This is a genomic window from Pseudomonas sp. MH9.3, from assembly GCF_034354675.1.
Classification (GTDB): domain Bacteria; phylum Pseudomonadota; class Gammaproteobacteria; order Pseudomonadales; family Pseudomonadaceae; genus Aquipseudomonas.
Genome location: NZ_CP133785.1, coordinates 4,077,049 through 4,100,034, shown reverse-complemented (window position 1 = coordinate 4,100,034; position 22,986 = coordinate 4,077,049). Strand labels below are relative to the sequence as shown.

Genomic DNA, 22,986 nt, shown 5'->3' with positions numbered 1-22,986 from the left:
TCAGGGTTTCTCAAGCGACCACAAGTCGCTTTCGAGGCTTTCGAACCTTTCTTTAAGGAGCGTCTGCGTGTCGAAAATCGCCCTGTTGTAATAGTGCGGCGCCACCTCAAGGGTGAACAGCTCAAGAATCTCGGCCACTTCGAACGAGCCCAGCGTGAGCTCGAAACGGTCCTGCATGAAGCGCTTGATCTTGTCGGTGGCCTCACGCTCCTGCTCGGGCGTGAGGGTCAAGATCGGTGCTTTGGCCTTCCTGGCCATTACCAGCGGCCATCCCACGCGGCGAAGTTCTGCAGCAATTGCAGGCCATGGGTATGGCTTTTTTCCGGGTGGAACTGCACGGCAAAACGCGAGCCTTCGGCCAGCGCGGCGGCGAAGTCGACGCCGTAATGCCCGCCGCCTGCCACCTGGCCGGCTTTACCGGCGGCGATGTAGTAGCTGTGCACGAAGTAAAAGCGCGCCATGTCCGGCACCTCATGCCACAACGGGTGATCCAGCGTCTGGCGCACTTCGTTCCAGCCCATGTGCGGGACTTTCAAGTGGGCGCCGTCTTCGTGCAGGTCTTTGCCGAAGAACTTCACATCGCCGGGGAACAGGCCGATGCAGTCGACGCCATTGTTCTCTTCACTGCGATCCAGCAGGGCTTGCATGCCCACGCAGATACCGAGGAAAGGACGGTCCTGGCTGACTTCACGCACCAGGCTGTCAAAGCCCAGGCGACGAATCTCGGCCATGCAGTCGCGAATCGCGCCCACACCGGGGAACACCACGCGGTCGGCTTCGCGAATCACATCGGCATCGCTGGTGATCAGCACCTTGCCGGCACCCACGTGTTCGAGGGCCTTGGCCACCGAATGCAGGTTGCCCATGCCGTAGTCGATAACCGCGACCGTCTGCATTACAGGACGCCCTTGGTCGACGGCATTTGCCCGGCCATGCGGTCGTCCAGCTCCACCGCCATGCGCAGCGCGCGGCCGAAGGCCTTGAACACGGTTTCGATCTGGTGGTGGGTGTTGGTGCCGCGCAGGTTGTCGATGTGCAGGCTGACGAGTGCGTGGTTGACGAACCCCTGGAAGAATTCCTGGAACAGGTCGACGTCGAAGCCGCCTACGGTGGCGCGGGTGTAGGGCACGTGCATCTGCAGGCCCGGGCGACCGGAGAAGTCGATGACCACGCGCGACAGCGCTTCATCCAGCGGCACATAGGCATGGCCGTAGCGACGGATGCCTTTTTTGTCGCCGATGGCCTTGGCAAAGGCCTGGCCGAGGGTGATGCCCACGTCTTCCACCGTGTGGTGGTCGTCGATGTGCAGGTCGCCCTTGCTGACGATATCCAGGTCGATCAGCCCGTGACGGGCGATCTGGTCCAGCATGTGCTCAAGGAAGGGGACACCGATATCAAATCGGGCCTTTCCGGTGCCATCCAGGTTGATCGAGGCTTTGATCTGGGTTTCCAGAGTGTCGCGCTCGACGGACGCCATACGTTCGACCATCACCAGCTCCGCAAATCATTGGGCGAAAAAGGTGGCCATTATAGGGGTGCGGGCGGCAAACAGAAACATCGGAGGGGATAAGACTGATGGAGTGTCGGGGATAGACATGTGCATACAACTGGAACCCGCTGATGCGAACTCGGCACCCCCAATGTGGCAGGGGGCTTGCTCCCGATAGCGGCGGATCAGCCTGCACATAGGCAACTGACCCATCGCCATCGGGAGCAAGCCCCCTCCCACAAGTTATTGCGGCGTTATCAGTGGAACAGTACCGCCGTCTTCTGCAGGGTTACCCACACACCCCACGCCAACGGAATACCCACCACCAGCCAGGCGGCAATCGCCAGCGGCTTGCTGCCAGGGGAGGCTTTCCACTCCAGCACGGTGGACGCATCAGCGCCCTTGTCATGGCCCAGCGCCTGTTCGGCAGCCAGTTCGGCGTCGCTCATGAAGTACTTGTCGGCCACCGGGCGCACCAGCAGGTTGCAGATGAAGCCCAGCACCAACAGACCGGCGAGGATGTACAAGGTGATGTCATAGGCCGCAGCGCGTTCAACGCCAATGCTCAATTGATATTCACGCAGGTAGTTCACCAGCACCGGGCCCAGCACGCCGGCCGCAGCCCAGGCGGTCAGCAGGCGACCGTGGATCGCACCGACCATTTGCGTACCGAACAGGTCGGCCAGGTAAGCCGGCACGGTGGCGAAGCCGCCGCCGTACATCGACAGGATCACGCAGAACGCCGCCACGAACAGCGCCACGTTGCCCAGGTGCCCCAGGTTCGGGATCAGCGCGTACAGGGCAAAGCCCAGGGCGAAGAACACGAAGTAGGTGTTTTTGCGGCCCAGGTAGTCAGAGAACGACGCCCAGAAGAACCGGCCGCCGATGTTGAACAGGCTCAACAGACCGGTAAAGCCCGCCGCAATCGCAGCAATCGACGCCAGTTGCCCGGCATCCAGTTGGCCAAACGGCACATTCACGCCCAGCAACTTGCCGCCGAACACTTCCTGCAGCAGCGGCGAAGCCATGCCCAGGATGCCGATACCGGCGGAAACGTTCAGGCACAGCACCAGCCACACCAGACGGAATTGCGGGGTTTTCCAGGCCACGTTCACGTGCACGTGACGGTGGGTGATCATCGCATTGCTGGCTTTTTTCGCCGGCGCCGTCCAGCCCTCAGGCTTCCAGCCGGTCGGCGGTACGCGGTAGGACAGTGCGCCGCCGATCATGAACACGAAGTAGATCGCAGCCATCACCAGGAAGCTCTGCCACACGCCCACGCTGGTTGGCGAAGCGAAGTGACCCATCAGCGCTGCGGCCAGAGGTGCACCGACCATCGCGCCGCCGCCGAAGCCCATGATCGCCATGCCGGTGGCCATGCCGCGCTTGTCCGGGAACCACTTGATCAGGGTCGAAACGGGCGAGATATAGCCCAGGCCCAGACCGATACCGCCAATCACGCCGGAACCGATCCACATCAGCCAGATCTGGTGGGTATAGATACCCAGCGCCGAAATCAACAGGCCACCGCACCAGCACAGGGCCGATACAACGCCAGCCTTGCGCGGCCCGGCGTGTTCCAGCCAGCCGCCCCAGATCGCTGCCGAGCAGCCCAGGAAAATGAAAAACAGGGTGTAGATCCAGCCCAGCATGGAGATGGGCCAGTCACACTGGGACGAAAAGACCTGCGTGATAAAGCTCATGTCCGGTGCACACGCAACCGGCGCGGTAATACCCAGCGCTTTGGACAGCGGCAGCCAGAACACCGAGAAGCCGTAGGCCATGCCGATGCACAGGTGGATGGCCAGGGCGGCCGGTGGAACCAGCCAGCGGTTGAACCCCGGTTTGGCGATAATGCGCTCCTTGGACAGGAACGCAGGCTTTGTGCTCATTGGTGTTTCCCCCAGTTGTTAGTGTGTGTCCGTCAGGCGCTCTCCCCCTCGGCATTGCACGCAAAGCGTGGCCGTGGTGGTCGAGTAAAGCTCCATTTTGGCGCGACGATAGGTCGCAGAAGGCGGACGAACGCGCAGAGATTAGCACCTGTAGAGACAAGAAAAACCAAACTGATATCACTTTTTCAGGAAATTCGTTTTTTCTGACGCCAAATTCCTGTTCTTCTCGATCTGGATACAATGTAACGATCGCTGAACTGACTCAGGCCGTCGGGCGTTATACTCTGCGGCTAAATTTTGAAATCGACATACAAGGACTCGCCCATGAAAGCGTTCGGCAAAATCCTGGGTCTGGTACTCCTCGGGCTGTTGCTGATCATTGTGGCTCTCGGCTTTGCCCTGACCCACCTCTTCGATCCCAACGACTACAAGGAAGAGATTCGCCAGATTGCCCGCGACAAGGCCCACATCGAGCTGACGCTCAATGGCGATATCGGCTGGAGCCTGTTCCCCTGGCTCGGTCTTGAACTGCATGACGCCAGCGTGGCAACCCTGACCACCCCGACCCAGCCATTCGCCGATCTGCAGATGCTCGGCCTGTCGGTGCGCGTGCTGCCCCTGCTGCGCCGCGAAGTGCAGATGAGCGATGTGCGGGTCGAAGGCCTGAACCTGCGCCTGAACCGCGACAAGCAGGGCCATGGCAACTGGGAAGATATCGGCAAGAACGTGACGGTGGCGACCACCACCGGCACCCCTGCTCCGGCGGAACAACCGGCCGAGGCCGAGCCGGAGAAACCGGCCAAGCCGATTCGCCTGGACATCGACAGCCTGACCGTCAACAACGCGCGCGTCGAATACAACGATGAGCAGACCGGCAAGCAGTTCAGCGCCGAGAGTATCCAGCTGAGCGCCGGCGCCGTGCATGAAGGCGCAAGCATTCCGGTGAAGCTCACCGCGTTCTTCGGCAGCAACCAGCCGGTGATGCGCATCAAGACCGAGCTCAACGGCAACCTGCGCATCCAGCGCGCCCTCAAGCGTTACCAGTTCGAAGACATGAAGATCTCCGGTGAAGCCACCGGCGAGCCGCTGCAGGGCAAGACCGTGACCTTCTCCACCCAGGGCCAGTTGCTGGTGGACCAGGCGGCGAACATCGCCGAATGGACCAACCTGAAACTGTCGGCCAACCAACTGCGCGCGCTGGGCGAACTGAAGGTCAACGACCTGGACAAGACCCCGCAGCTCAGCGGCGCCCTGTCCATCGCCCAATTCGACCTCGCCAAATTCCTCGACAGCGTCGGCCACCCGCTGCCGCCGATGGCCGACGGCAGCCTGAGCAAGGTCGAGCTGGTCAGCCGTCTGAAGGGCACGCCCACCAGCGTGGCGCTCGAAGACCTGAACCTGAAGCTCGACGGCAGCACCTTCACCGGCCGCATCGCCGTGGAAGATTTCGCCAAACAGTCGCTGCGCATGCAGCTCAAGGGCGACACCTTCAACGCCGACAACTATTTGCCGGCCAAGTCCGAGTCCGCCAAGGGCGCCACCGCCGCCCGCCAGGCCGAAGTGCAAAACAGCGAAGCCGGGGCCATGGCTGCCGGTGGCACCACGCCGCTGCCCGACGCGCCGACCAAAAGCGCCTGGAGCACCGACAAGCTGCTGCCGCTCACCCGCCTGCGTACCCTCGACGTGAATGCCGACCTTGCCTTTGGTCAGTTGACCTTGAGCAAACTGCCGATCCAGAACGCCGTGCTGAAAGCCTCCGGCATCGACGGCCAGCTCAAGCTCGACGCCCTCAGCGGCGGTCTCTACAACGGCACCTTCCAGGCCAACGGCACGCTCGACGTGCGCCAGGATATTCCGCTGCTCGCGTTGCAAAGCCATATCAGGCAAGTGCCGGTCGAACGCATCCTGCAAGCCCAGGGGCAAACCCCGCCGGTGAAAGGCCAGGTCACCCTCGACAGCAACCTCAGCGGCCGCGGCAACAGCCAGAAAGCGCTGATCGACAGTCTCAACGGCACCGCCAGCTTCGTGATCAACAACGGCGTGCTGCTCAATGCCAATATTGAGCAACAAGTGTGCACCGGCATCGCCCTGCTCAACCGCAAGACCCTGAGCAACACGCCTCCGGGCAAGGACACGCCGTTCGAGGAACTGCGCGGCAACCTCACGTTCCGCAATGGCGTAGCCAGCAACCCCGACCTGAAAGTGCGCATCCCGGGCCTGACCGTCAACGGCAACGGTGACGTCGACCTGCGCGTGCTGGGCATGGACTACCGCGTCGGCATCATTGTCGAAGGCGATCAGCGCGAAGTGCCGGACCCGGCGTGCCAGGTCGGTGCCAACTTCCAGAACATCGAAGTGCCGCTGCGCTGCCGCGGCCCGCTGGAGCTGGGTGCCAAGGCCTGCCGCCTGGACAAGGACGGCCTCGGCCAGGTCGCCATCAAGGCCGCCGGCAATCGCCTCAACGAGAAACTGGAAGAGAAGCTCGACAAGGTCAACCCGCAGCTCAAAGATGCTTTGAAAGGCCTGTTCAAACGATGAGAAACGAGCAGTTTTCAGAGGCCGTACTCGACTGGTACGACCGCCATGGTCGCCACGACCTGCCCTGGCAACAGGGCATCACGCCTTACCGGGTGTGGGTCTCGGAGATCATGCTGCAACAGACCCAGGTGAGCACCGTGCTCAATTACTTCGACCGGTTCATGGCCTCGCTGCCGACGGTCGAAGCCCTGGCCGCCGCGCCGGAAGACGAAGTGCTGCACCTGTGGACCGGCCTGGGCTACTACACCCGGGCGCGCAACCTGCAAAAGACCGCGAAGATCGTGGTGGCCGAGTACGGTGGCGAGTTTCCCAGGGATGTCGAAAAACTCACCGAACTGCCCGGCATCGGCCTGTCCACCGCCGGCGCCATCGCCAGCCTGAGCATGGGCCTGCGTGCGCCGATCCTTGATGGCAACGTCAAACGCGTGCTGGCGCGCTTTACCGCGCAGGAGGGCTACCCGGGCGAGCCCAAGGTGGCCAAGCAGCTATGGGCCACCGCAGAGCGCTTCACGCCCCATGAACGCGTCAACGCCTATACCCAGGCGATGATGGACATGGGCGCGACCCTTTGCACCCGCAGCAAACCTAGTTGCCTGCTGTGCCCGCTGGAAAAAGGCTGCGAGGCCCACATGCTCGGCCTGGAAACGCGCTACCCGATCCCCAAGCCGCGCAAGACCATCCCGCAGAAACGCACACTGATGCCAATGCTGGCCAACACCGAAGGCGCCATTCTGCTTTATCGCCGCCCCTCCACCGGACTGTGGGGCGGGTTGTGGAGCCTGCCGGAGCTGGATGACCTTGCCGACCTCGAACACCTGGCCGAGCAACACGCGCTCGAACTGGGCAAGCATCAGGAACTGCCGGGGCTGATCCACACCTTCAGCCACTTCCAGCTGGCCATCGAACCCTGGCTGGTACAGGTCGAGGAATCGGCCCATCACGTGGCCGAGGCCGACTGGCTCTGGTATAACCTCGCCACCCCGCCGCGCCTGGGCCTTGCCGCCCCGGTCAAGAAACTGCTGAAGCGCGCGGCCGACGTATTGAATGCAGGAGTGTCGTCATGACCCGCACCGTAATGTGCCGCAAGTACAAAGAAGAATTGCCAGCTCTGGACCGCCCTCCGTACCCGGGCGCCAAGGGCCAGGACATTTACGACAATGTCTCCGCCAAAGCCTGGGGCGACTGGCTTAAACACCAGACCCTGCTGATCAACGAAAAACGCCTGAACATGATGAACGCCGAAGACCGCAAATACCTGGCGGGCGAAATGGACAAGTTCTTTTCCGGCGAGGAATACGCCCAGGCCGAGGGCTACGTACCACCTGCTCAATAATTGAGCAAAAATCGGGGTCAGCACGTAAGCGACGGTAATAATTAAATATTTTTCTAAAACTTGCTTGACGACCCCCTGAAAAACCCGTTTAATGCGCCCCGTTGCCCAGATAGCTCAGTCGGTAGAGCAGGGGATTGAAAATCCCCGTGTCGGCGGTTCGATTCCGTCTCTGGGCACCACTAATTAGTTTCAGGTGGTGCAACTATCATCCGAAACACAAAAAAACCCGCCTTGTGCGGGTTTTTTGTTGCCTGCGATTTGAGCAGGCCCTATACCACCCCTCAGGCACAGGCCCGCTGACGAAGGATCACCTGGCCAAACCCACTTGCGCCCCTCAAGCTTTTCACTTATCTGAATTGTGTTTTTGAGATAACGTAGTCCCTATTGAGGCCCTGAAACCGCGTTTTACGGGCATCAGAGCGCTCATTTTTTGAGATAATAAAAAATCGATTAGAGATATTTTTCGACATGGCAGAGTTTTTTCACCACGATCTTGAGCTTCTGAACCCTTCATTCGACTCAGGTCTGGTTGACGTTCTGAGTGAACTGGAACATCTGCGCCGCCTGGAACTGGGGGGCGATACGCCACCTGCCGTTTTTTTCCAGCTTAAGGACCTGTTTCACACGCTGGAGAGCCTCGGTTCCGCTCGTATTGAGGGCAACCATACGACCCTCGCGGACTACATCGAAAGTAAAGTCGATGGAAAAGCAGAAGACTCAGATCAATTGCGAGAGATCGCAAATATCGAAAAAGCCATGGACTACGTTGAAAGCATCGTGAAGCCTGGCGTAGACCTCTCCGAGTTTGCAATCCGGGAACTTCATTCGATCACGGTTCAAGGACTGACGCGCGAAGGTGATCGCACGCCAGGCGCATACCGTGAAGCTGGAGTACGTATAGCCCAATCAGACCACTTGCCTCCCGATGCCGTGCTGGTACAGGGATATATGCAAGAACTGATTGCCTTCGTGAATAAGCCGGATGCGCCCAAATATGACCTGATGAAGGTCGCCCTGGCCCACCACCGATTCGGCTGGATTCATCCCTTCGGGAACGGCAATGGCCGTGTCGTACGTCTTCTCACCTACGCACTGTTAATCAAGTACGGCTTCAACGTCAGCGCGGGCGGTCGAGTCCTGAACCCTACGGCTGTGTTCTGCATTGATCGGGAAAAGTACTATTCAATGCTCTCCAGTGCCGATACAGGCACCAAGGAGGGACTCGAAGCATGGTGCATCTACGTTCTCGCGGGGATCAAAGACGAACTGGAGAAAGTAAGCAGACTGACTGATTATGGCTATCTGATCAGGCACGTCCTGGCGCCCACCATAGCCATGGCAAAAGAGCGAGAATGGATCACGCCAATTGAGGAAAAAATTCTGACCACGGCGGTTCAACTGAAGGTCGTCAAATCAAGCGACATTGCCGATGTACTGCCAAGCCTGTCCGCCGCACAAAGAACCTACCAGATAAAAAAACTGGTCGATCAGGGCATGCTTCTTCCCGTTAACCCAGGTGCACGGCATTACACCATCGGGTTCTCCAACAACTACCTGATCAGAGGCGTTATCAAGTCACTACGCGAGGAAGGATTCATCCCTGAGCAGCTGGACAGGCCTTATGCATGAAGACTTGTCCAGACAAGGTCGCACTCACTTCAACAAAAACACCATCAACGGATTGTCATTCAATCGCCCGTTGAACGCCGGAGCCAGATGCTCCACCGGCGAGCCCTTCAGCAAGACCGTTTGCGTGCGTTCCACAATCACCCAGGACGGCCTTGGCAGCGCGTTCAATTTCTCCAGTTCATGGCGCCCTACGAACAACGGTCGCTCGTCGTGATCCAGGTTCATCATGTAGCGCACGCCCCAGGTGTCCTGGCCAAGATCGACGAACACCAACGGTCCAGGGGTGACGGCGCGTAGCGATTCGACCTGACCGACAAACGTGCGGGTGTCGAATTGCAGGTCCTTGGACGGCTCTACCACCGCCACCAGCAGCAGCCATTGCGCCGCCAGTGCGATCAGACTGAGCCACACCAGGCGCGCCGCCCGATGCCAGGCGAACAGCACCGCCACCTGCAGCAACACCAATACGCTGAACAATAGCGGCAACGATACGTCCGGCCAGTAGCCATGTTTCTGCCACGCGTGCCGACACACCAGGACGGCAATCAGGCACAGCGTTGGCAGCGCCGCGACAAGGCCTTCGTAGCATCGGCGCACGCCAGCGAGCCAGCCCTGCGCATGCAGTAGCCCATAGGCGGCGACAGCGGCAAACATCGGCACCATCGGCAGGATGTAATAGGCGCGCTTGAAATGCGGCACCGACAGGCCGAGCAGAATCATCAAGCCGCACGCACCGAGACGCACCACCATTTGCACGTCTTCATCGGTCCGTCGTAGCGCCCAGCGATGGCGCAGCGCAAACAGGGTCGCCAGGGCCAGCGGCACCACGGGAAAGTAACGGTACAAACTCAACTGGAAGTAGAAATAGAACGGCTCACCGTTTTCATCGAGGCGCCCACCCACCTGCATCTTGAATACCTCGTCGGCAAACGCATCGCCTCCGCTGATCCGCGCCAGCTTCATCAGCAGCCACCAGCAGGCCGCCAACAGCACCAGGCCGACCACACCGTGAATCAGCACCTGCCTGACCCGTTCGCCGGGACGGCCGAGCGCCCAGTAAACGCATGCCACGCCGCAGACCTCGATCAGCCCCAACGGGCCGCGAATCGCAAACGCCAGGATGAACAACGGAAACACCGCCAGTTGCCGCCAGCGCGAACCCAGGCGCTCACCACTGTGCAGCAGATAGAAGCTGCCCACGCAGAGCAGCGCGACCATCTGATCGAGGCAGACCGAGCGGGACTTTTCCAGCAGTTGTGTGGTGAGCAAGGTCAACAGCACAGTGAGCAGCGCCCATTGCCGGCTGCGAGGGGCCAACAGCCGGTAGATCACGGCAATCACCCCGGCGGATGCCAGCGCGGTGGGCAAGATATTCGCCAGGTGATTGGGCGCACCGAAGACTCGGGCAAACACAAAGCTGAAGAACGTCGCCGTGCCGGGGTAGTCCGCGTAGGGCTGGCCGTAGGTAGTAGGGAAAAGACTCGCGCCATGGCGAAACATTTCCTGCAGGAACAGCGCCCAGCGACCGTCAAAGCCCTGGGGCTGCTGGTCCCAGATACCCAAGATGAACAACAACAGGGCGATCAGAAACAGGCCCAGGGATTCCAGGCGAAAACGGTTGCGGTGATCCATCGGTTGACCTGTCAGGTGTAAGGCGCCGCTCATGGTGCACAACGCACCCCTGAATAGCGCCTGAACAGACCTGAAACTTCATGCGTTTACCGATTGTTGCGCCACACCACTGCGGGAATCAGGCGCACGTAGAACAACTGGGCAACCAACTCGACCAGGGTCTGCAGGATCACCGCCGTTGCCGCCAACCCGCGCACGTCTTCCGGCAGCGCCAGTGCCAACGGCAGCACCACCAGCGAGTTACGCGTGGCGGCACTGAAGGTCACCGCACGCGCCGCCCCCGCCGGCAACGCGAACAATCGCGCGGCCAGCATCCCCAGCAATGGCGCCAGCAACACAAAACCCAGGTAAACCGGAATCACCGGCAGCAGCAGGTTGAGATCGCGCACCACCGAGGTGATCTGCGAACCGATCACCACAAACAGCACCAGCGCCATCGCCGGCACCGGCAACCAGGCCCAGGCGCTGTTCCACGCACTGATGACAGCAGATCGTCGCGCCAGGGACGTCGTCAGTACCGCCAGCAGCAGCGGCACCACAATCAACCACACAAACGCCGCGACAAACGGCCCGACCTCAACCACCACCTCAGACTGCGTGCCCAACATCAACCCCAGGTACACCGGCAACAGCGCCAACTGCAACAGCAGCAACACCGGCGTCGCCGCCAGCATCAACCGCGAATCGCCCTTGCCGATGTGGGTGAACACCACCACATAATCGATGCACGGCGTCAGCAACACCAGCAACGCCCCCACCAGCAGTGCCGGGCGCTCCACAAGGCCTCGGGTCAGTGCCCAGACCAGCAACGGCACAAGAATGAAATTGGCCAGCAGCAGCGCCGCCATGAAGCGCTTGCTGCCCACCCCCTGACGCAGCTCCAGAAACGGGATCTGCAGGAACATCGCATACATCAGCACGGCGATAGCGGGCGTGACCAGAGCGACGAGGCCATGCCCCAGCGAAGGCGCGAACAGGCCCAGCGTGGCAGCAAGAAGGACCGCGACGAAGTAGAGGGGGATCTGCTTGTGTTCGAGGGTTTCGCGGGTCATGAAGACGCTCTAGGCCGATGCAAAGACGCGAGCGTATTAGCAGCACAAACAAGGAGCAATAGCAGCACCGCGAATCGCCCCTTCCACACAACCCCTTGGGATTTACCCCAACCTGCGCTTCAATACCCCCCCCAAACCCAAGGAAGCCGACCGATGGCCTCGCCGAACAAGCAACAGAAACGTGCCCATCGGGCCAAGGCCAAAGCCAAGCAAAACCGCACCCAGCGCGCCGTGGCGGCCAAGCCGGATGCGTTTGCCGGTGACGACGACCGTATCGACCTTGAGTCGGTGGATTTGACCGAACTGTTCCTGGAGATGCGCGTTGCCAGCGAAGTCAGCCAACAAGCAATGTGTGCAGCGTTCCTGGCGCACCCGTTGCTGGCGCTGGTGCTGGAGCAGGAAGGCGAAGAAGAAGCCACCGACTTTATCCTGGCCGCGCTGATCGAGTATCGGCAATGGACCACGGACAGTGACGATGAAGCGGCGGCGCTGGCGTGGATTGAATCTGCAGAGTTCCAGGCCGATTACGTGGCGGCGTCACAGTCACTGGTGAATTCCCAGGACTGACGCAAAACAAATGTGGGAGGGGGCTCGCTCCCGATAGCAGCCTGTCAGTCAGCACACCTGATGCTGACACACCGCTATCGGGAGCAAGCCCCCTCCCACACCTGAACTACATCCACTCAACCATCAGTTAAGCACGGCAGCACTCGCCCGCTGAGCCTTGCGCCGGCTCGCAACAACGAGCCCCGCAGCCACCACCAGCAAGCTCAACACGCCAGTCGCGATAATCTCGACCCGGTGCGCTTCCTGGAACAGCATGATGGTCAAGGTACCCACGATAAACACCATCACCGCATAAGTGAGGCCAGGGAACAGCCACATCTTGAATTCGAGCTTCTCACCCGCCGCCACACGCTTCTGACGCATGCGCAGTTGCGACACCGCGATCACCAGATACACCAGCAACGCAATGGCGCCGGAGCTGGCCAGCAGGAATTCAAACACCGCCGCCGGTGCCACGTAGTTGGCGAATACCGCCAGGAACGCAGCCCCGGTCGACAGCAGCACCGCCCAATAAGGCGTGCCGCTCTTGTTGGTGCGCTTGGCCACAGCCGGAGCATCACCGCGACGGCCCAGGGAGAACAGCATGCGCGACGCGGTGTACAGCGCCGAATTCAGGCAACTGGTCACCGCCACCAGCACCACCAGGTCGACGATCAGCTTGGCATTCGGGATGCCCATGCGCTCCAGCACAGTCTGGTAGGAACCTACCGCCGCCAGGGTCGGATCGTTCCACGGCACCAGCGACACCACGATGAAAATCGACAACAGGTAGAACAAACCGATCCGCCAGATCACCGAGTTGGTGGCCTTGGTGATTTGCTGGCCGGGATTCTTCGATTCAGCCGCCGCAATGGTGACGATCTCGGTTCCCATGAACGAGAACATGGTGGTGAGGATGGCCGCCAGCACCGCGCCCATGCCGTTGGGCATGAAACCTTGGGTATCGAACAGGTGCGACACGCCGCTGACCTGGCTGGTGGGCAACACGCCGAAAATCGCCGCCAGGCCGAGGATGACGAAGGCCACGATCGCCACAACCTTGATCAACGCAAACCAGAACTCGAACTCGCCGTAGTTCTTCACGCTGAACAGGTTGGTCGCCGTCAGCAGCAAGGTGATGATCAGGGTAAAGGCCCAGATGGCCACGTCGGGGAACCACGCATGCAGGATGGTCGCCGCCGCGTTGGCCTCCAGTGGAATCACCAGCACCCAGAACCACCAGTACAACCAGCCGATGGTAAAGCCGGCCCAGTGCCCGATCGCGCGGTCGGCGTAAGTGGAGAACGAACCGGTGTCCGGCGACGCCACGGCCATTTCGGCGAGCATGCGCATCACCAATACCACCAGCGTGCCCGCCGCGGCATACGCCAGCAGTACGGCAGGGCCAGCGGCAGCAATCGCGTGGCCGGAGCCGACGAACAACCCGGCACCGATGACGCCGGCAATTGACAGCATGGTGACGTGACGCGGTTTGAGCCCCTGTTCGAGGTCATTGGAGCTTTGCGTACTACTCATTGACACACCTTTGCGAGGAATTGCGAAAACGGTCCGCCCGGCCTGGATGCTTTCTCGTGAAAAGAAACCAACAGGGGCGTTCTTTATTTTTTACGCAAGATTTGCGCCAAAATGTTACGAATCCACAGCCGGCGCGGCCTGTAGGACGCTTCCGCATAAATCGCAAGTCATTGAGAACAATGGCATTTCGCTATAGCGTTACCGTGCACCCCATATTCAAGACGTTTGAGCGCACCAAAAACACACACAAAAAGTGCGTGACGCCCTATTAAAGGGCTGATATGCACCGTTTGCCGGTTTTACCCTTCCAACACTTGGCCAAAGCTGGCACCATCGCGCCCTTTTTACGCAAAGCCTGCGCATATTCCGGGGCAAACGGTTGTTCGGTTGTTGATGGCGCGACACGCCGCTGTGCCGATGCGACACCCTGCCGCAGACCACCGTTTAACCGCCCGCAGCGCTGTTGGCTGTCATCCAGACGCTATGCTAGCTTGGCGCCTCGCCAGAAGGTGGCCCCGCAGCGCCGCATGCAACGAACACAATGAGGACCCCCCATGGCCGAGGCCACGCCCGCGCTTGAAATCCGCAACCTGCATAAACGCTATGGCGAGCTGGAGGTGCTCAAGGGTATCTCGCTGACCGCCCGCGACGGCGACGTGATCTCGATCCTGGGTTCTTCCGGTTCCGGCAAATCCACACTCCTGCGCTGCATCAACCTGCTGGAAAACCCGCACCAGGGCCAGATCCTGGTGGCCGGCGAAGAGCTCAAGCTCAAGGCCGCAAAAAACGGCGAGTTGCAAGCTGCCGACGGCAAGCAGATCAACCGCCTGCGCAGCGAAATCGGTTTTGTGTTTCAAAACTTTAATCTGTGGCCGCACATGAGCATCCTCGACAACATCATTGAGGCGCCACGCCGCGTGCGCGGCCAGAGCAAGGCCGAAGCGATCGAAGTGGCCGAAGCCCTGCTGGCCAAGGTCGGCATCGCCGACAAGCGCCACGCCTACCCTGCGCAATTGTCCGGTGGCCAGCAACAACGCGCGGCCATCGCGCGCACCCTGGCGATGCAGCCCAAAGTCATTCTGTTTGACGAGCCCACTTCCGCGCTTGACCCGGAAATGGTCCAGGAAGTACTTAATGTGATCCGCGCACTGGCCGAAGAAGGCCGCACCATGCTGCTGGTCACCCATGAAATGGGGTTTGCCCGTCAGGTGTCCAGCGAAGTGGTGTTTCTGCACCAGGGCCTGGTCGAAGAGCAAGGATCGCCACAGCAGGTGTTTGAAAACCCGCTTTCGGCGCGCTGCAAACAATTCATGTCCAGCAACCGCTAACGGAGCAACCTGCATGCAGAACTATAAAAAATTCCTTCTGGCCGCGGCCGTCTCGATGGCGTTCAGCGCCACGGCCATGGCGGAAACCTTGAAAATGGGGATCGAAGCGGCCTACCCGCCGTTCAACAATAAAGACGCCAGCGGCAACGTGGTGGGCTTTGACAAGGACATCGGCGACGCCCTGTGCGCCAAGATGAAAGTCGAGAAGTGCGAAGTGTATGTGTCCGACTGGGACGGCATCATCCCGGCCCTGAACGCCAAGAAGTTCGACTTCCTGGTGTCTTCGCTGTCGATCACCGATGAGCGCAAGCAGGCCGTCGACTTCACCGACCCGTACTACTCCAACAAGCTGCAGTTCATCGCGCCGAAAGCCACTACCGACTTCAAGCCCGATGCCGACTACCTCAAGGGCAAGATCATCGGTGCACAGCGCGCAACGCTGGCCGGTACCTACCTTGAAGACAAACTGCCGGACACCGAAGCCAAGCTGTACGACACCCAGGAAAACGCCTATCTCGACCTGACGTCCGGTCGTCTGGACGGCATTCTTGCCGACAAGTACGTGCAATACGAATGGCTCAAGAGCAAAGACGGTTCGGCCTATGAGTTCAAGGGCGACCCGGTGGTGGAAAGCGACAAGATCGGTATTGCCGTACGCAAGGGCGACCCGCTGCGCGAGCGCCTGAACAAAGCCCTGGCAGAGATCAAGGCCGACGGCACCTACAAGAAAATCAACGACAAGTACTTCCCGTTCAGCATCGAATGACCTGAACGGCCTGCCCGGCGCGCTCCCGTGAGCGCGCCGGCTTTTGCATTGCCTGCCACGATATGAAAACACCATGAATTTCGATCTCTACGGATTCGGCCCCGCGCTTGCCGCCGGTGCGCTGATGACCGTCAAACTGGCGCTCACCGCCCTGTGTCTGGGGCTGCTGCTGGGCCTTGCCGGCGCCCTGGGCAAGACGTCCCCCTACAAGCCGTTGCAATGGCTGGGCGGGGCCTACTCGACCCTCGTTCGCGGGATTCCCGAACTGCTGTGGGTGCTGCTGATTTATTTCGGCACGGTCAACCTGATGCGTAGCCTGGGCGAGACCTTCGGTATCCCCGATCTGTCACTCAGCGCGTTCGCCGCTGGCGTCATCGCCCTGGGCCTGTGCTTTGGCGCCTACGCCACGGAAGTGTTCCGTGGTGCGATACTCGCCATTCCCAAGGGCCACCGCGAAGCCGGTGTGGCGTTGGGGCTGTCCCGGTTGCGGATTTTTACCCGATTGATCATGCCGCAGATGTGGCGCATCGCCCTGCCGGGCCTGGGCAACCTGTTCATGATCCTGATGAAGGACACTGCGCTGGTATCGGTGATCGGCCTTGAAGAAATCATGCGCCACGCGCAGATCGGCGTGACCGTCACCAAGCAACCGTTCACCTTCTTCATGGTCGCGGCACTCATGTACCTGGGCCTCACGGTGCTGGCCATGAGCGGCATGTACTTCCTGGAAAAACGCGCCGCCCGCGGCTTTGCAAGGAGCACCCAATGAGCGGCGACTACAGCTGGCTGGCGCATTTCGACCTGGGCCTGAACTGGGCGGTGATCATCAAGTGGCTGCCCAAACTGGCACAGGGCGCCACCCTCACCCTGGAGCTGGTGGCCATTGCGGTCATCGCCGGCCTGCTGCTGGCGATCCCGCTCGGGATCGCCCGCTCATCGCGCCTGTGGTACGTGCGCGCCCTGCCCTACGGCTACATCTTTTTCTTCCGTGGCACGCCGCTGCTGGTGCAGTTGTTTCTGGTGTACTACGGCCTGGCGCAGTTCGATTCGGTGCGCCACAGCTTCATGTGGCCGTACCTGCGCGATCCGTTCTGGTGCGCCACCGCCACCATGACCCTGCACACCGCTGCCTATATCGCCGAGATCCTGCGCGGCGCGATCCAGGCGATCCCGCCAGGCGAGATCGAAGCGGCGCGTGCCCTGGGCATGTCCAGGCCGAAGACGCTGTTCTATATCATCCTGCCGCGCGCCTCGCGCATCGGCCTGCCGGCGTACAGCAACGAAGTGATCCTGATGCTCAAGGCCAGCGCCCTGGCCAGCACGGTGACCCTGCTGGAACTGACCGGCATGGCCCGTACCATCATCGCGCGCACCTATTTGCCGGTGGAGATCTTCTTCGCTGCCGGGCTGTTCTACCTGCTGATGGCCTACATCCTGGTACGCGGCTTCAAACTGCTGGAACGCTGGCTACGCGTCGATGCCTGCCAGGGACGTTGAGGCGCGCTTCCACGCGCTGGATGCGTTCCTGATCGAGCACCAGGGGCTGTGGCGACCACGGCCCTTTGTTCATCGCCATTTGCCTTGGGAAACCGAGCACCCGCAACTCGCCGCCTGGCTGCGCCAACGCACCCTGGGCGAGGCGCAAGACAGCCACAACCAACCCCACGATTTACCCGCACCGGCGCCGTTTCCACAGCTCGCGCGACAAGCATTGCAACTGAGCGCTGTGGATAAATTACCAGCCCACACCCTGGCACCTGCCCGACCTCGTCTGAACGTCGACGTACCGGGCCGCAAATGGCAACAGATCGAAGCCTTCGGCGCAGCCCTGCACTTTGCCGACACGCCCAGGCATTGGCTGGACTGGTGCGCGGGCAAAGGTCACCTTGGCCGCCGCCTGCTGCACACCGGGCAAACGCTGACGTGCCTCGAATACGACCCGAACCTGATCGCGGCCGGGCAAGCCCTGAGCGATCACCATCGGCTGCCCGCCACCCATCGTCTGCAGGACGTGATGGCAGACGTGGCAATCGGCCCCGAGCACACGCCCGTCGCCCTGCACGCCTGCGGTGACCTGCATGTGCGTCTGCTGCAAGTGGCCAGCGCCGCTGGCTGCAGGCAATTGGCGCTGTCGCCCTGCTGCTATAACCGCATCAATGCCGATCGCTATCAGCCACTCTCGGGCGCAGGCCGTGCCTCGGCACTGCGCCTTTCGGTGGATGACCTCGGCTTGCCCCTCACCGAAACCGTGACCGCCGGCAAGCGCGTGCGCCAGCGGCTCGACCGCTCCATGGCCTGGCGCCTGGGCTTCGACCCTCTGCAACGGCAACTGCGCGGCGTCGACGACTACCTCGCCACTCCCTCGTTGCCTGCCAGTTGGCTGGACAAACCCTACGCCGACTACTGCAAGGAGCTGGCACGCCTCAAGGGTTTATCCACAGGAGAGCAACCGTGGGAAACGCTGGAGGCGTACGGCTGGCGTCGTCTGGCCGAAGTCAGAAACCTCGAGTTGCTGCGTGGGCTGTTTCGCCGGCCATTGGAAGTATGGCTGGTGCTGGATCGCGCGCTGTTTTTGCAGGAACAAGGCTACGCCGTTGAACTGGGCACCTTCTGCGAACCCTCGCTGACGCCGCGTAACCTGATGCTGCTGGCCGAGCGCGATTAAGGGGCAGCATTTACCCGCACGCCCTGTGGATAACTCTGTTGATGAAATCTTTACAGAGGCTGTAGCCACCTACCCTACAGCCCGCAAGCGGTGCTGGTCATTTTTTGTTCACATAATAAAACGCACGCAAAACAGGCAGTTGCAACGTAACGCGAACAAAGCCGCACCATGGCTGTTTTGTGACAGGTGGCACCGAACGATTGTGCATAAGCATCTGGCGTTACGCGTATAAACCGCGACTTATGGACGTTTTTTACGGGCAATCAACAGCCGGCACAGGCCGTTGATATCGTCGCCAGCCAGGCTCACGCGTATGTTATCCAGCGGGTCGGAGGCGAACGCCAAGGCTTCGCTGATGGATGAATCGTGGTGGATCACATGAACGGATCTGTCACCCAGACGTTGCTTGAAAGCCTCGAACATCTCCAGGCTGAACGCCGACTTATCATCCATTTGATTGATCACAATGTGGCAACGCGGCGCACGCTCAAGGCACGGCGCCAGCAATTCATCCACTTGATCCAGTGTGCCGAGGCAGGCGGCATTGGGCTGCGTGACCACCAGCACGATATCGGCCACGCTCAATGCCTGCTGCAAATAGACGTTATTGCCTGCCGGGGTATCGATGATCACCAGGCCGCGCTCATCCAGCGCCAGTGCCGACAAGCGCTGCGCCAGCCACTTGGGCTCACGCGTAAGCCAGCGCTGCAGGCTTTCCTTCTGATGGCTGTCGGTGTCGCCAAACGGGATGACCTGGCACCCGGCAAACCCGGATTGCACGACGCTCGTCCACGGTGCATTAAGCAGGCTGGCACGGCCCAGGCCAGGTTGCTCGGCCTCTACGCCGAAGTGGTGGCGCAGCGCGTTCTGTGGGTCCAGATCCAGGGCCATCACCGACTCGCCGAGTCGTTGCAGGCCGCTGCTCAACGCCGTGACCAGGGTGCTGCGCCCCACGCCGCCGTTGATCGACACCACCGCCACCACCGTTGGGCGGGCAACCTGCTGCTCGCCCGGCTGGAATCGCTCCTGAGGATGACTACGGTAATGCGAGCCGTCTCTCTGGTTCACCCGCGTGCCATCGTCAAACGGCACGGTGCCGAAGAAGTGCAGCCGAGCGTTTCTTCCCTCAGGGTCGCGGGAAACGCTCTTGCCGAACAGGGCAAATAGATAATCGGTGCGGCTCATGGCCGGAACTCCTTAACAGCGCCGTGTAAAGACGTGAAAGGTCGGCAAGATACTGGCTTCACCGCAGGTCTTCTTGTAGGCATTTTGATGGCTCATTCTCCGACAGCGAAGCGCAAGTGTCATTATTTTGATCAAATTGCCAGCATTCTTTCGGACGAGTGGAAAATAGCCAATTAAATGACGAACACTTTCTGCAATTCATCAAAAGTGATTCCACTGTGCCATTGTCTTTTGCAGGGTATCGCCTCACCATTGCCGCACCTTCCATGCTGCATGCCTGGGTAATCGCAGTGGCGTTACGCTTCAAACTCCCTCGGGTCCTCTACGGTTTCGCCGTCACGCTGCTGTTGGCGGGCGGGCTGCTGGGCGATTTGCTGGCCGATTGGGATTTCAGCCAGATCAGCCGACGCGCCGAAACGCTGTACGGTCCACTTGGCGCCGGGCGCCAGCGCATCGATGCGTGGCAACAGTTGCTGTCCACCCAGAAACAGGTAAGCGAGGCCGAGCAGCTCAAGGTGGTCAACCTCTTCTTCAATCGGCAGTTGCACTACGAGGAAGACATCGACCTGTGGCACGAGGTCGATTACTGGGCCACCCCCATTCAGTCGCTGTGGAAAGGCGCGGGCGACTGTGAAGACTACGCCATCGCCAAGTACTTCAGCCTGCGCCACCTCGGCGTGCCGGCCGAGAAATTGCGCATTACCTACGTCAAGGCGCTGCGTCAGAACCGTGCGCACATGGTGCTGACGTATTATGCGAGCCCCGAGGCCATGCCCCTGGTGCTCGACAGCCTGATGGACGCGATTCTGCCTGCCAGCCAACGCCAGGATTTGCTCCCCGTGTATGCCTTCAACGGCGAAGGCCTGTGGCTGACCGGCGCGGCGGGCAACAAGAAAGTCGGTGACACCAAACGCCTGTCACGCTGGCAGGATGTGTTGAAAAAAATGACCGCTGAAGGGTTTCCGGCCAGTTCGGACAATTAACAGGAGCTACGATGTCACTGTTCAAACAATTGCTGATCGCTATCTGCGTGTTCCTGATAGTCGCGTTCAGCGGTAGCTTCATGGTCAGCCTGGAGAGCTCGCGTACCCAGTACGTCAACCAGCTGCGCTCCCACGCTCAGGACGCGGCCACCGCGCTGGCCCTGTCGCTGACCCCGAACATCGATGACCCGGCGATGACCGAGCTGATGGTCAGCTCGATCTTCGACAGCGGCTACTACGCCAGCATCCGCGTGGTGGACCTGAGCAATAACCAGGTACTGGTGGAGCGCGCCGCCGAGCCGGATGCCAGCAACGTACCGGCGTGGTTCGTGAAGATGATCGGCCTGGAACCGGCCGGCGGTGATGCCATCGTCAGCCGCGGCTGGCAGCAGGCAGCACGGGTCGAGGTGGTCAGCCACCCGATGTTTGCCCTGGCCAAACTCTGGCAGAGCGCCCTGGGCAGCCTCGGTTGGTTGCTGGTGTGCGGGGCGGTGAGCGCGGTGCTCGGCGCCCTGCTGCTGCGCCGGCAGTTGAAGCCGCTGGACTACATGGTCGAGCAGTCCCATGCGATTGCCCGTCGTGAATTCCTGAGCCTGCCCGACCTGCCGCGCACCCCGGAGCTGCGCCGCGTCGTGCAGGCGATGAACCAGATGGTGGAGAAGCTCAAGGCCCTGTTCCATGAGCAGACCGAGCGCAGCGAGAAGCTGCGCGTGGAGTCCTACCAGGACAGCCTCACTGGCCTTGCCAACCGTCGCTATTTCGAGATGCAGCTGCAATCGCGGGTCAGCAACCTGGAGGAATCCAGCTCCGGCTACCTGCTGATGCTGCGCGTCAACGACCTGAGCGGCCTCAACCAGCGCCTGGGCGGGCAACGTACCGACCAGTTGCTGCAGGCGGTCAGCCAGCAACTGGTGCGCACCTGCGCCAAGTACCCGGAAACCCACAACCTCATCACCCGCAGCCGTGGCGGCGAATTCGCAGTGCTGGCCCCGGGGCTGGTGCGCGACGAAGCCCTGCAGTTGGCCCAGGCGCTGGAGGCGACCCTGCAAAGCCTGCACGAAACCGGCGCCACCGACATGCCGACCGTGGCCTTCATCGGCCTGGCGCCGTACAACCCGGGCGACGCCTCCGCCGACCTGCTGATGCTGGCCGACCAGGCGCTGACCCAGGCCGAAGCCAGCGGCGGCCAGAGCTGGGTGTGCCTGGAACATCAGGTCACCGGCACCGTCAGCGATGACCCGCACAGCTGGCACACCTTGCTCGATGACGCGCTGAAGCAAGGCCGCTTCCAGTTGTTTTTCCAGCCGGTGGTCAGCAGCGGCGACACCCGGCAGGTGCTGCATTACAAGGTGCTGTCGCGCCTGCTCGACAACCAGAACCAGACCATCGCGGCTGGCCACTTCCTGCCCTGGCTGGAACGCTTCGGCTGGACCGCGCGGCTCGACCACCTGATGCTGGACCTGGTGATCAAACACCTGAGCCAGCACCCCGTCTCAGCGGCCTTGAACCTGTCGGCCGCGACCCTGCAGGACCCTCAAGCCCTGGAGCGGGTATTCGAACGCCTGGCCCAGCACCCAACGCTGGGCGCACAGCTGACGCTGGAGATCGGCGAGGAGCAAGTGCCCGAACAGACCGAACTGGAGCGCCTGACCCGGCGCATGCGCAACCTGGGCTTCAGCCTCGGCCTGCAGCGTTTCGGCGGGCGCTTCAGCATGATCGGCAACCTGGCGAACCTGGGGCTGGCCTACCTGAAAATCGACGGCAGCTACATCCGCGCCATTGACCACGAAAGCCACAAGCGCTTTTTCATCGAAGCCATCCAGCGCGCCGCCCACAGCATCGACCTGCCGTTGATTGCCGAGCGCGTGGAAACCGAAGGTGAGTTGCGGGTGATCCGCGAGATGGGCATCGAAGGGGTGCAAGGCCGACTGGTCGGTGAACCCGCGCCCTGGAAGTGAAGCGCTGACACCTGGAACCTCCTTGACGGCCACGCCGTAAAGGAGGTGGCCGGGGTCAGATCAAGCCGGTTTCATCGTCGTTGATCAGCTCACTCAAGCCGCCCAGCGCGGCCCGCGCCTGGGTGCGCTCAAGAAACTTGACCTGCGCCGCCGGCGGCAGATCGGTGATGCTCATCACGTTCTTGGTGATCAGCACCTGAATCAAGTCATCCAGCACTCGAATCATCTCAAGGTCACTTTGCTTGAGCTGCTTGAGGCTGTTGTCCACCGCATCACCGGCAAACCACGCCTGGATCTCATGGTGGTCGGCCGGCAGTGTCTCGGTGGCCTCGCTAAAAGCCTGCGCCTCGACGCGAACCAGCGCGTTGTATTGATCGCGTTGCACGTAGAACATCAGCGTTCTCCCAATAAAAAATCCCTGCAGGCATCGCGCACGGCGCCCACAGAGATTACA

Annotated in this window: 21 protein-coding genes and 1 tRNA gene; 13 read left to right on the top strand and 9 right to left on the bottom strand. The window is 61.1% G+C overall.

Annotated elements, in window-relative coordinates:
- The 4 genes from RHM60_RS18210 to RHM60_RS18195 form a co-directional block, all read right to left on the bottom strand.
- On the bottom strand, positions 1–258 hold the full coding sequence (locus RHM60_RS18210; protein ID WP_231422697.1) for a DUF2164 domain-containing protein: 258 nt from the start codon (positions 256–258) through the stop codon (positions 1–3).
- Complete coding sequence (hisH, locus tag RHM60_RS18205; protein WP_057008572.1) at positions 258–896, bottom strand: imidazole glycerol phosphate synthase subunit HisH; 639 nt, start codon at positions 894–896, stop codon at positions 258–260. The genes RHM60_RS18210 and hisH overlap by 1 nt, the downstream gene beginning before the upstream one ends.
- On the bottom strand, positions 896–1,489 hold the full coding sequence (gene hisB, locus RHM60_RS18200; RefSeq protein WP_003237513.1) for an imidazoleglycerol-phosphate dehydratase HisB: 594 nt from the start codon (positions 1,487–1,489) through the stop codon (positions 896–898). Before hisB ends, hisH begins: the two co-directional genes overlap by 1 nt.
- 257 nt (positions 1,490–1,746) lie before the next feature.
- Entirely contained in the window at positions 1,747–3,381 is a 1,635-nt protein-coding gene (locus tag RHM60_RS18195; protein WP_209987433.1) for an OFA family MFS transporter, read from the bottom strand.
- A gap of 324 nt (positions 3,382–3,705) precedes the next feature.
- On the opposite strand from RHM60_RS18195, the gene RHM60_RS18190 reads away from it, so the two are divergent.
- The 5 genes from RHM60_RS18190 to RHM60_RS18170 all read left to right on the top strand — a co-directional run bounded on the left by RHM60_RS18190 (position 3,706) and on the right by RHM60_RS18170 (position 8,881).
- Complete coding sequence (locus tag RHM60_RS18190) at positions 3,706–5,919, top strand: AsmA family protein (protein ID WP_209987431.1); 2,214 nt, start codon at positions 3,706–3,708, stop codon at positions 5,917–5,919.
- On the top strand, positions 5,916–6,983 hold the full coding sequence (gene mutY, locus RHM60_RS18185) for an A/G-specific adenine glycosylase (RefSeq protein ID WP_209987429.1): 1,068 nt from the start codon (positions 5,916–5,918) through the stop codon (positions 6,981–6,983). Before RHM60_RS18190 ends, mutY begins: the two co-directional genes overlap by 4 nt.
- Positions 6,980–7,252, top strand: a complete 273-nt coding sequence (locus RHM60_RS18180; RefSeq protein WP_057008576.1) for an oxidative damage protection protein — start codon at positions 6,980–6,982, stop codon at positions 7,250–7,252. The genes mutY and RHM60_RS18180 overlap by 4 nt, the downstream gene beginning before the upstream one ends.
- Before the next feature lie 103 nt (positions 7,253–7,355).
- Positions 7,356–7,431, top strand: a tRNA-Phe gene (locus RHM60_RS18175).
- Between the two features lie 289 nt (positions 7,432–7,720).
- Positions 7,721–8,881 carry a Fic family protein gene (locus RHM60_RS18170; RefSeq protein WP_322212409.1) on the top strand — a complete coding sequence of 387 codons (1,161 nt, stop codon included), beginning with the start codon at positions 7,721–7,723 and terminating at the stop codon, positions 8,879–8,881.
- Between the two features lie 24 nt (positions 8,882–8,905).
- Here RHM60_RS18170 and RHM60_RS18165 read toward each other — a convergent pair whose 3' ends face one another.
- Together RHM60_RS18165 and RHM60_RS18160 are read right to left on the bottom strand one after the other, a co-directional pair.
- Positions 8,906–10,513 (bottom strand): hypothetical protein, encoded by a 1,608-nt coding sequence (locus RHM60_RS18165; protein WP_322212408.1) that lies wholly within the window; start codon positions 10,511–10,513, stop codon positions 8,906–8,908.
- Positions 10,514–10,599: 86 nt separating this feature from the next.
- The gene (locus tag RHM60_RS18160; protein WP_322212407.1) at positions 10,600–11,565 is read right to left on the bottom strand and encodes an arsenic resistance protein; all 966 of its coding nucleotides are present in this window, start codon (positions 11,563–11,565) and stop codon (positions 10,600–10,602) included.
- 153 nt (positions 11,566–11,718) lie between these two features.
- Here RHM60_RS18160 and RHM60_RS18155 point away from each other — a divergent pair, with 153 nt between their 5' ends.
- On the top strand, positions 11,719–12,132 hold the full coding sequence (locus tag RHM60_RS18155; protein ID WP_209987420.1) for a hypothetical protein: 414 nt from the start codon (positions 11,719–11,721) through the stop codon (positions 12,130–12,132).
- Positions 12,133–12,255: 123 nt separating this feature from the next.
- Here the strand turns inward: RHM60_RS18155 and gabP are convergent, their stop codons facing one another.
- Complete coding sequence (gabP, locus tag RHM60_RS18150; protein WP_209987417.1) at positions 12,256–13,647, bottom strand: GABA permease; 1,392 nt, start codon at positions 13,645–13,647, stop codon at positions 12,256–12,258.
- 554 nt (positions 13,648–14,201) lie between these two features.
- Here gabP and RHM60_RS18145 point away from each other — a divergent pair.
- The 5 genes from RHM60_RS18145 to RHM60_RS18125 all read left to right on the top strand — a co-directional run bounded on the left by RHM60_RS18145 (position 14,202) and on the right by RHM60_RS18125 (position 18,406).
- A complete protein-coding gene (locus tag RHM60_RS18145) occupies positions 14,202–14,975 on the top strand; it encodes an ABC transporter ATP-binding protein (protein WP_209987413.1) in 774 nt (257 codons plus the stop codon).
- A 13-nt stretch (positions 14,976–14,988) separates the two neighbouring features.
- Positions 14,989–15,741 carry an ABC transporter substrate-binding protein gene (locus tag RHM60_RS18140; protein ID WP_057008583.1) on the top strand — a complete coding sequence of 251 codons (753 nt, stop codon included), beginning with the start codon at positions 14,989–14,991 and terminating at the stop codon, positions 15,739–15,741.
- Positions 15,742–15,814: 73 nt separating this feature from the next.
- Entirely contained in the window at positions 15,815–16,510 is a 696-nt protein-coding gene (locus RHM60_RS18135; protein WP_209987410.1) for an ABC transporter permease, read from the top strand.
- Positions 16,511–16,548: 38 nt separating this feature from the next.
- Positions 16,549–17,238: an ABC transporter permease gene (locus RHM60_RS18130; RefSeq protein WP_057008627.1), complete on the top strand. Its 690-nt coding sequence runs from the start codon at positions 16,549–16,551 to the stop codon at positions 17,236–17,238.
- Positions 17,219–18,406, top strand: coding sequence for a methyltransferase (locus RHM60_RS18125; RefSeq protein WP_322212406.1), 1,188 nt, complete (start codon positions 17,219–17,221; stop codon positions 18,404–18,406). The genes RHM60_RS18130 and RHM60_RS18125 overlap by 20 nt, the downstream gene beginning before the upstream one ends.
- Positions 18,407–18,646: 240 nt before the next feature.
- Here RHM60_RS18125 and bcsQ read toward each other — a convergent pair whose 3' ends face one another.
- The gene (gene bcsQ / locus RHM60_RS18120; RefSeq protein WP_322212405.1) at positions 18,647–19,591 is read right to left on the bottom strand and encodes a cellulose biosynthesis protein BcsQ; all 945 of its coding nucleotides are present in this window, start codon (positions 19,589–19,591) and stop codon (positions 18,647–18,649) included.
- A gap of 290 nt (positions 19,592–19,881) precedes the next feature.
- Here bcsQ and lapG point away from each other — a divergent pair, with 290 nt between their 5' ends.
- Positions 19,882–20,574 carry a cysteine protease LapG gene (lapG, locus tag RHM60_RS18115; RefSeq protein ID WP_373460635.1) on the top strand — a complete coding sequence of 231 codons (693 nt, stop codon included), beginning with the start codon at positions 19,882–19,884 and terminating at the stop codon, positions 20,572–20,574.
- Positions 20,575–20,585: 11 nt separating this feature from the next.
- A complete protein-coding gene (gene lapD, locus RHM60_RS18110; protein WP_209987402.1) occupies positions 20,586–22,532 on the top strand; it encodes a cyclic di-GMP receptor LapD in 1,947 nt (648 codons plus the stop codon).
- Positions 22,533–22,587: 55 nt separating this feature from the next.
- Here the strand turns inward: lapD and RHM60_RS18105 are convergent, their stop codons facing one another.
- A complete protein-coding gene (locus RHM60_RS18105; RefSeq protein WP_209987399.1) occupies positions 22,588–22,926 on the bottom strand; it encodes a tryptophan synthase subunit beta in 339 nt (112 codons plus the stop codon).
- Positions 22,927–22,986: the final 60 nt, after the last annotated feature.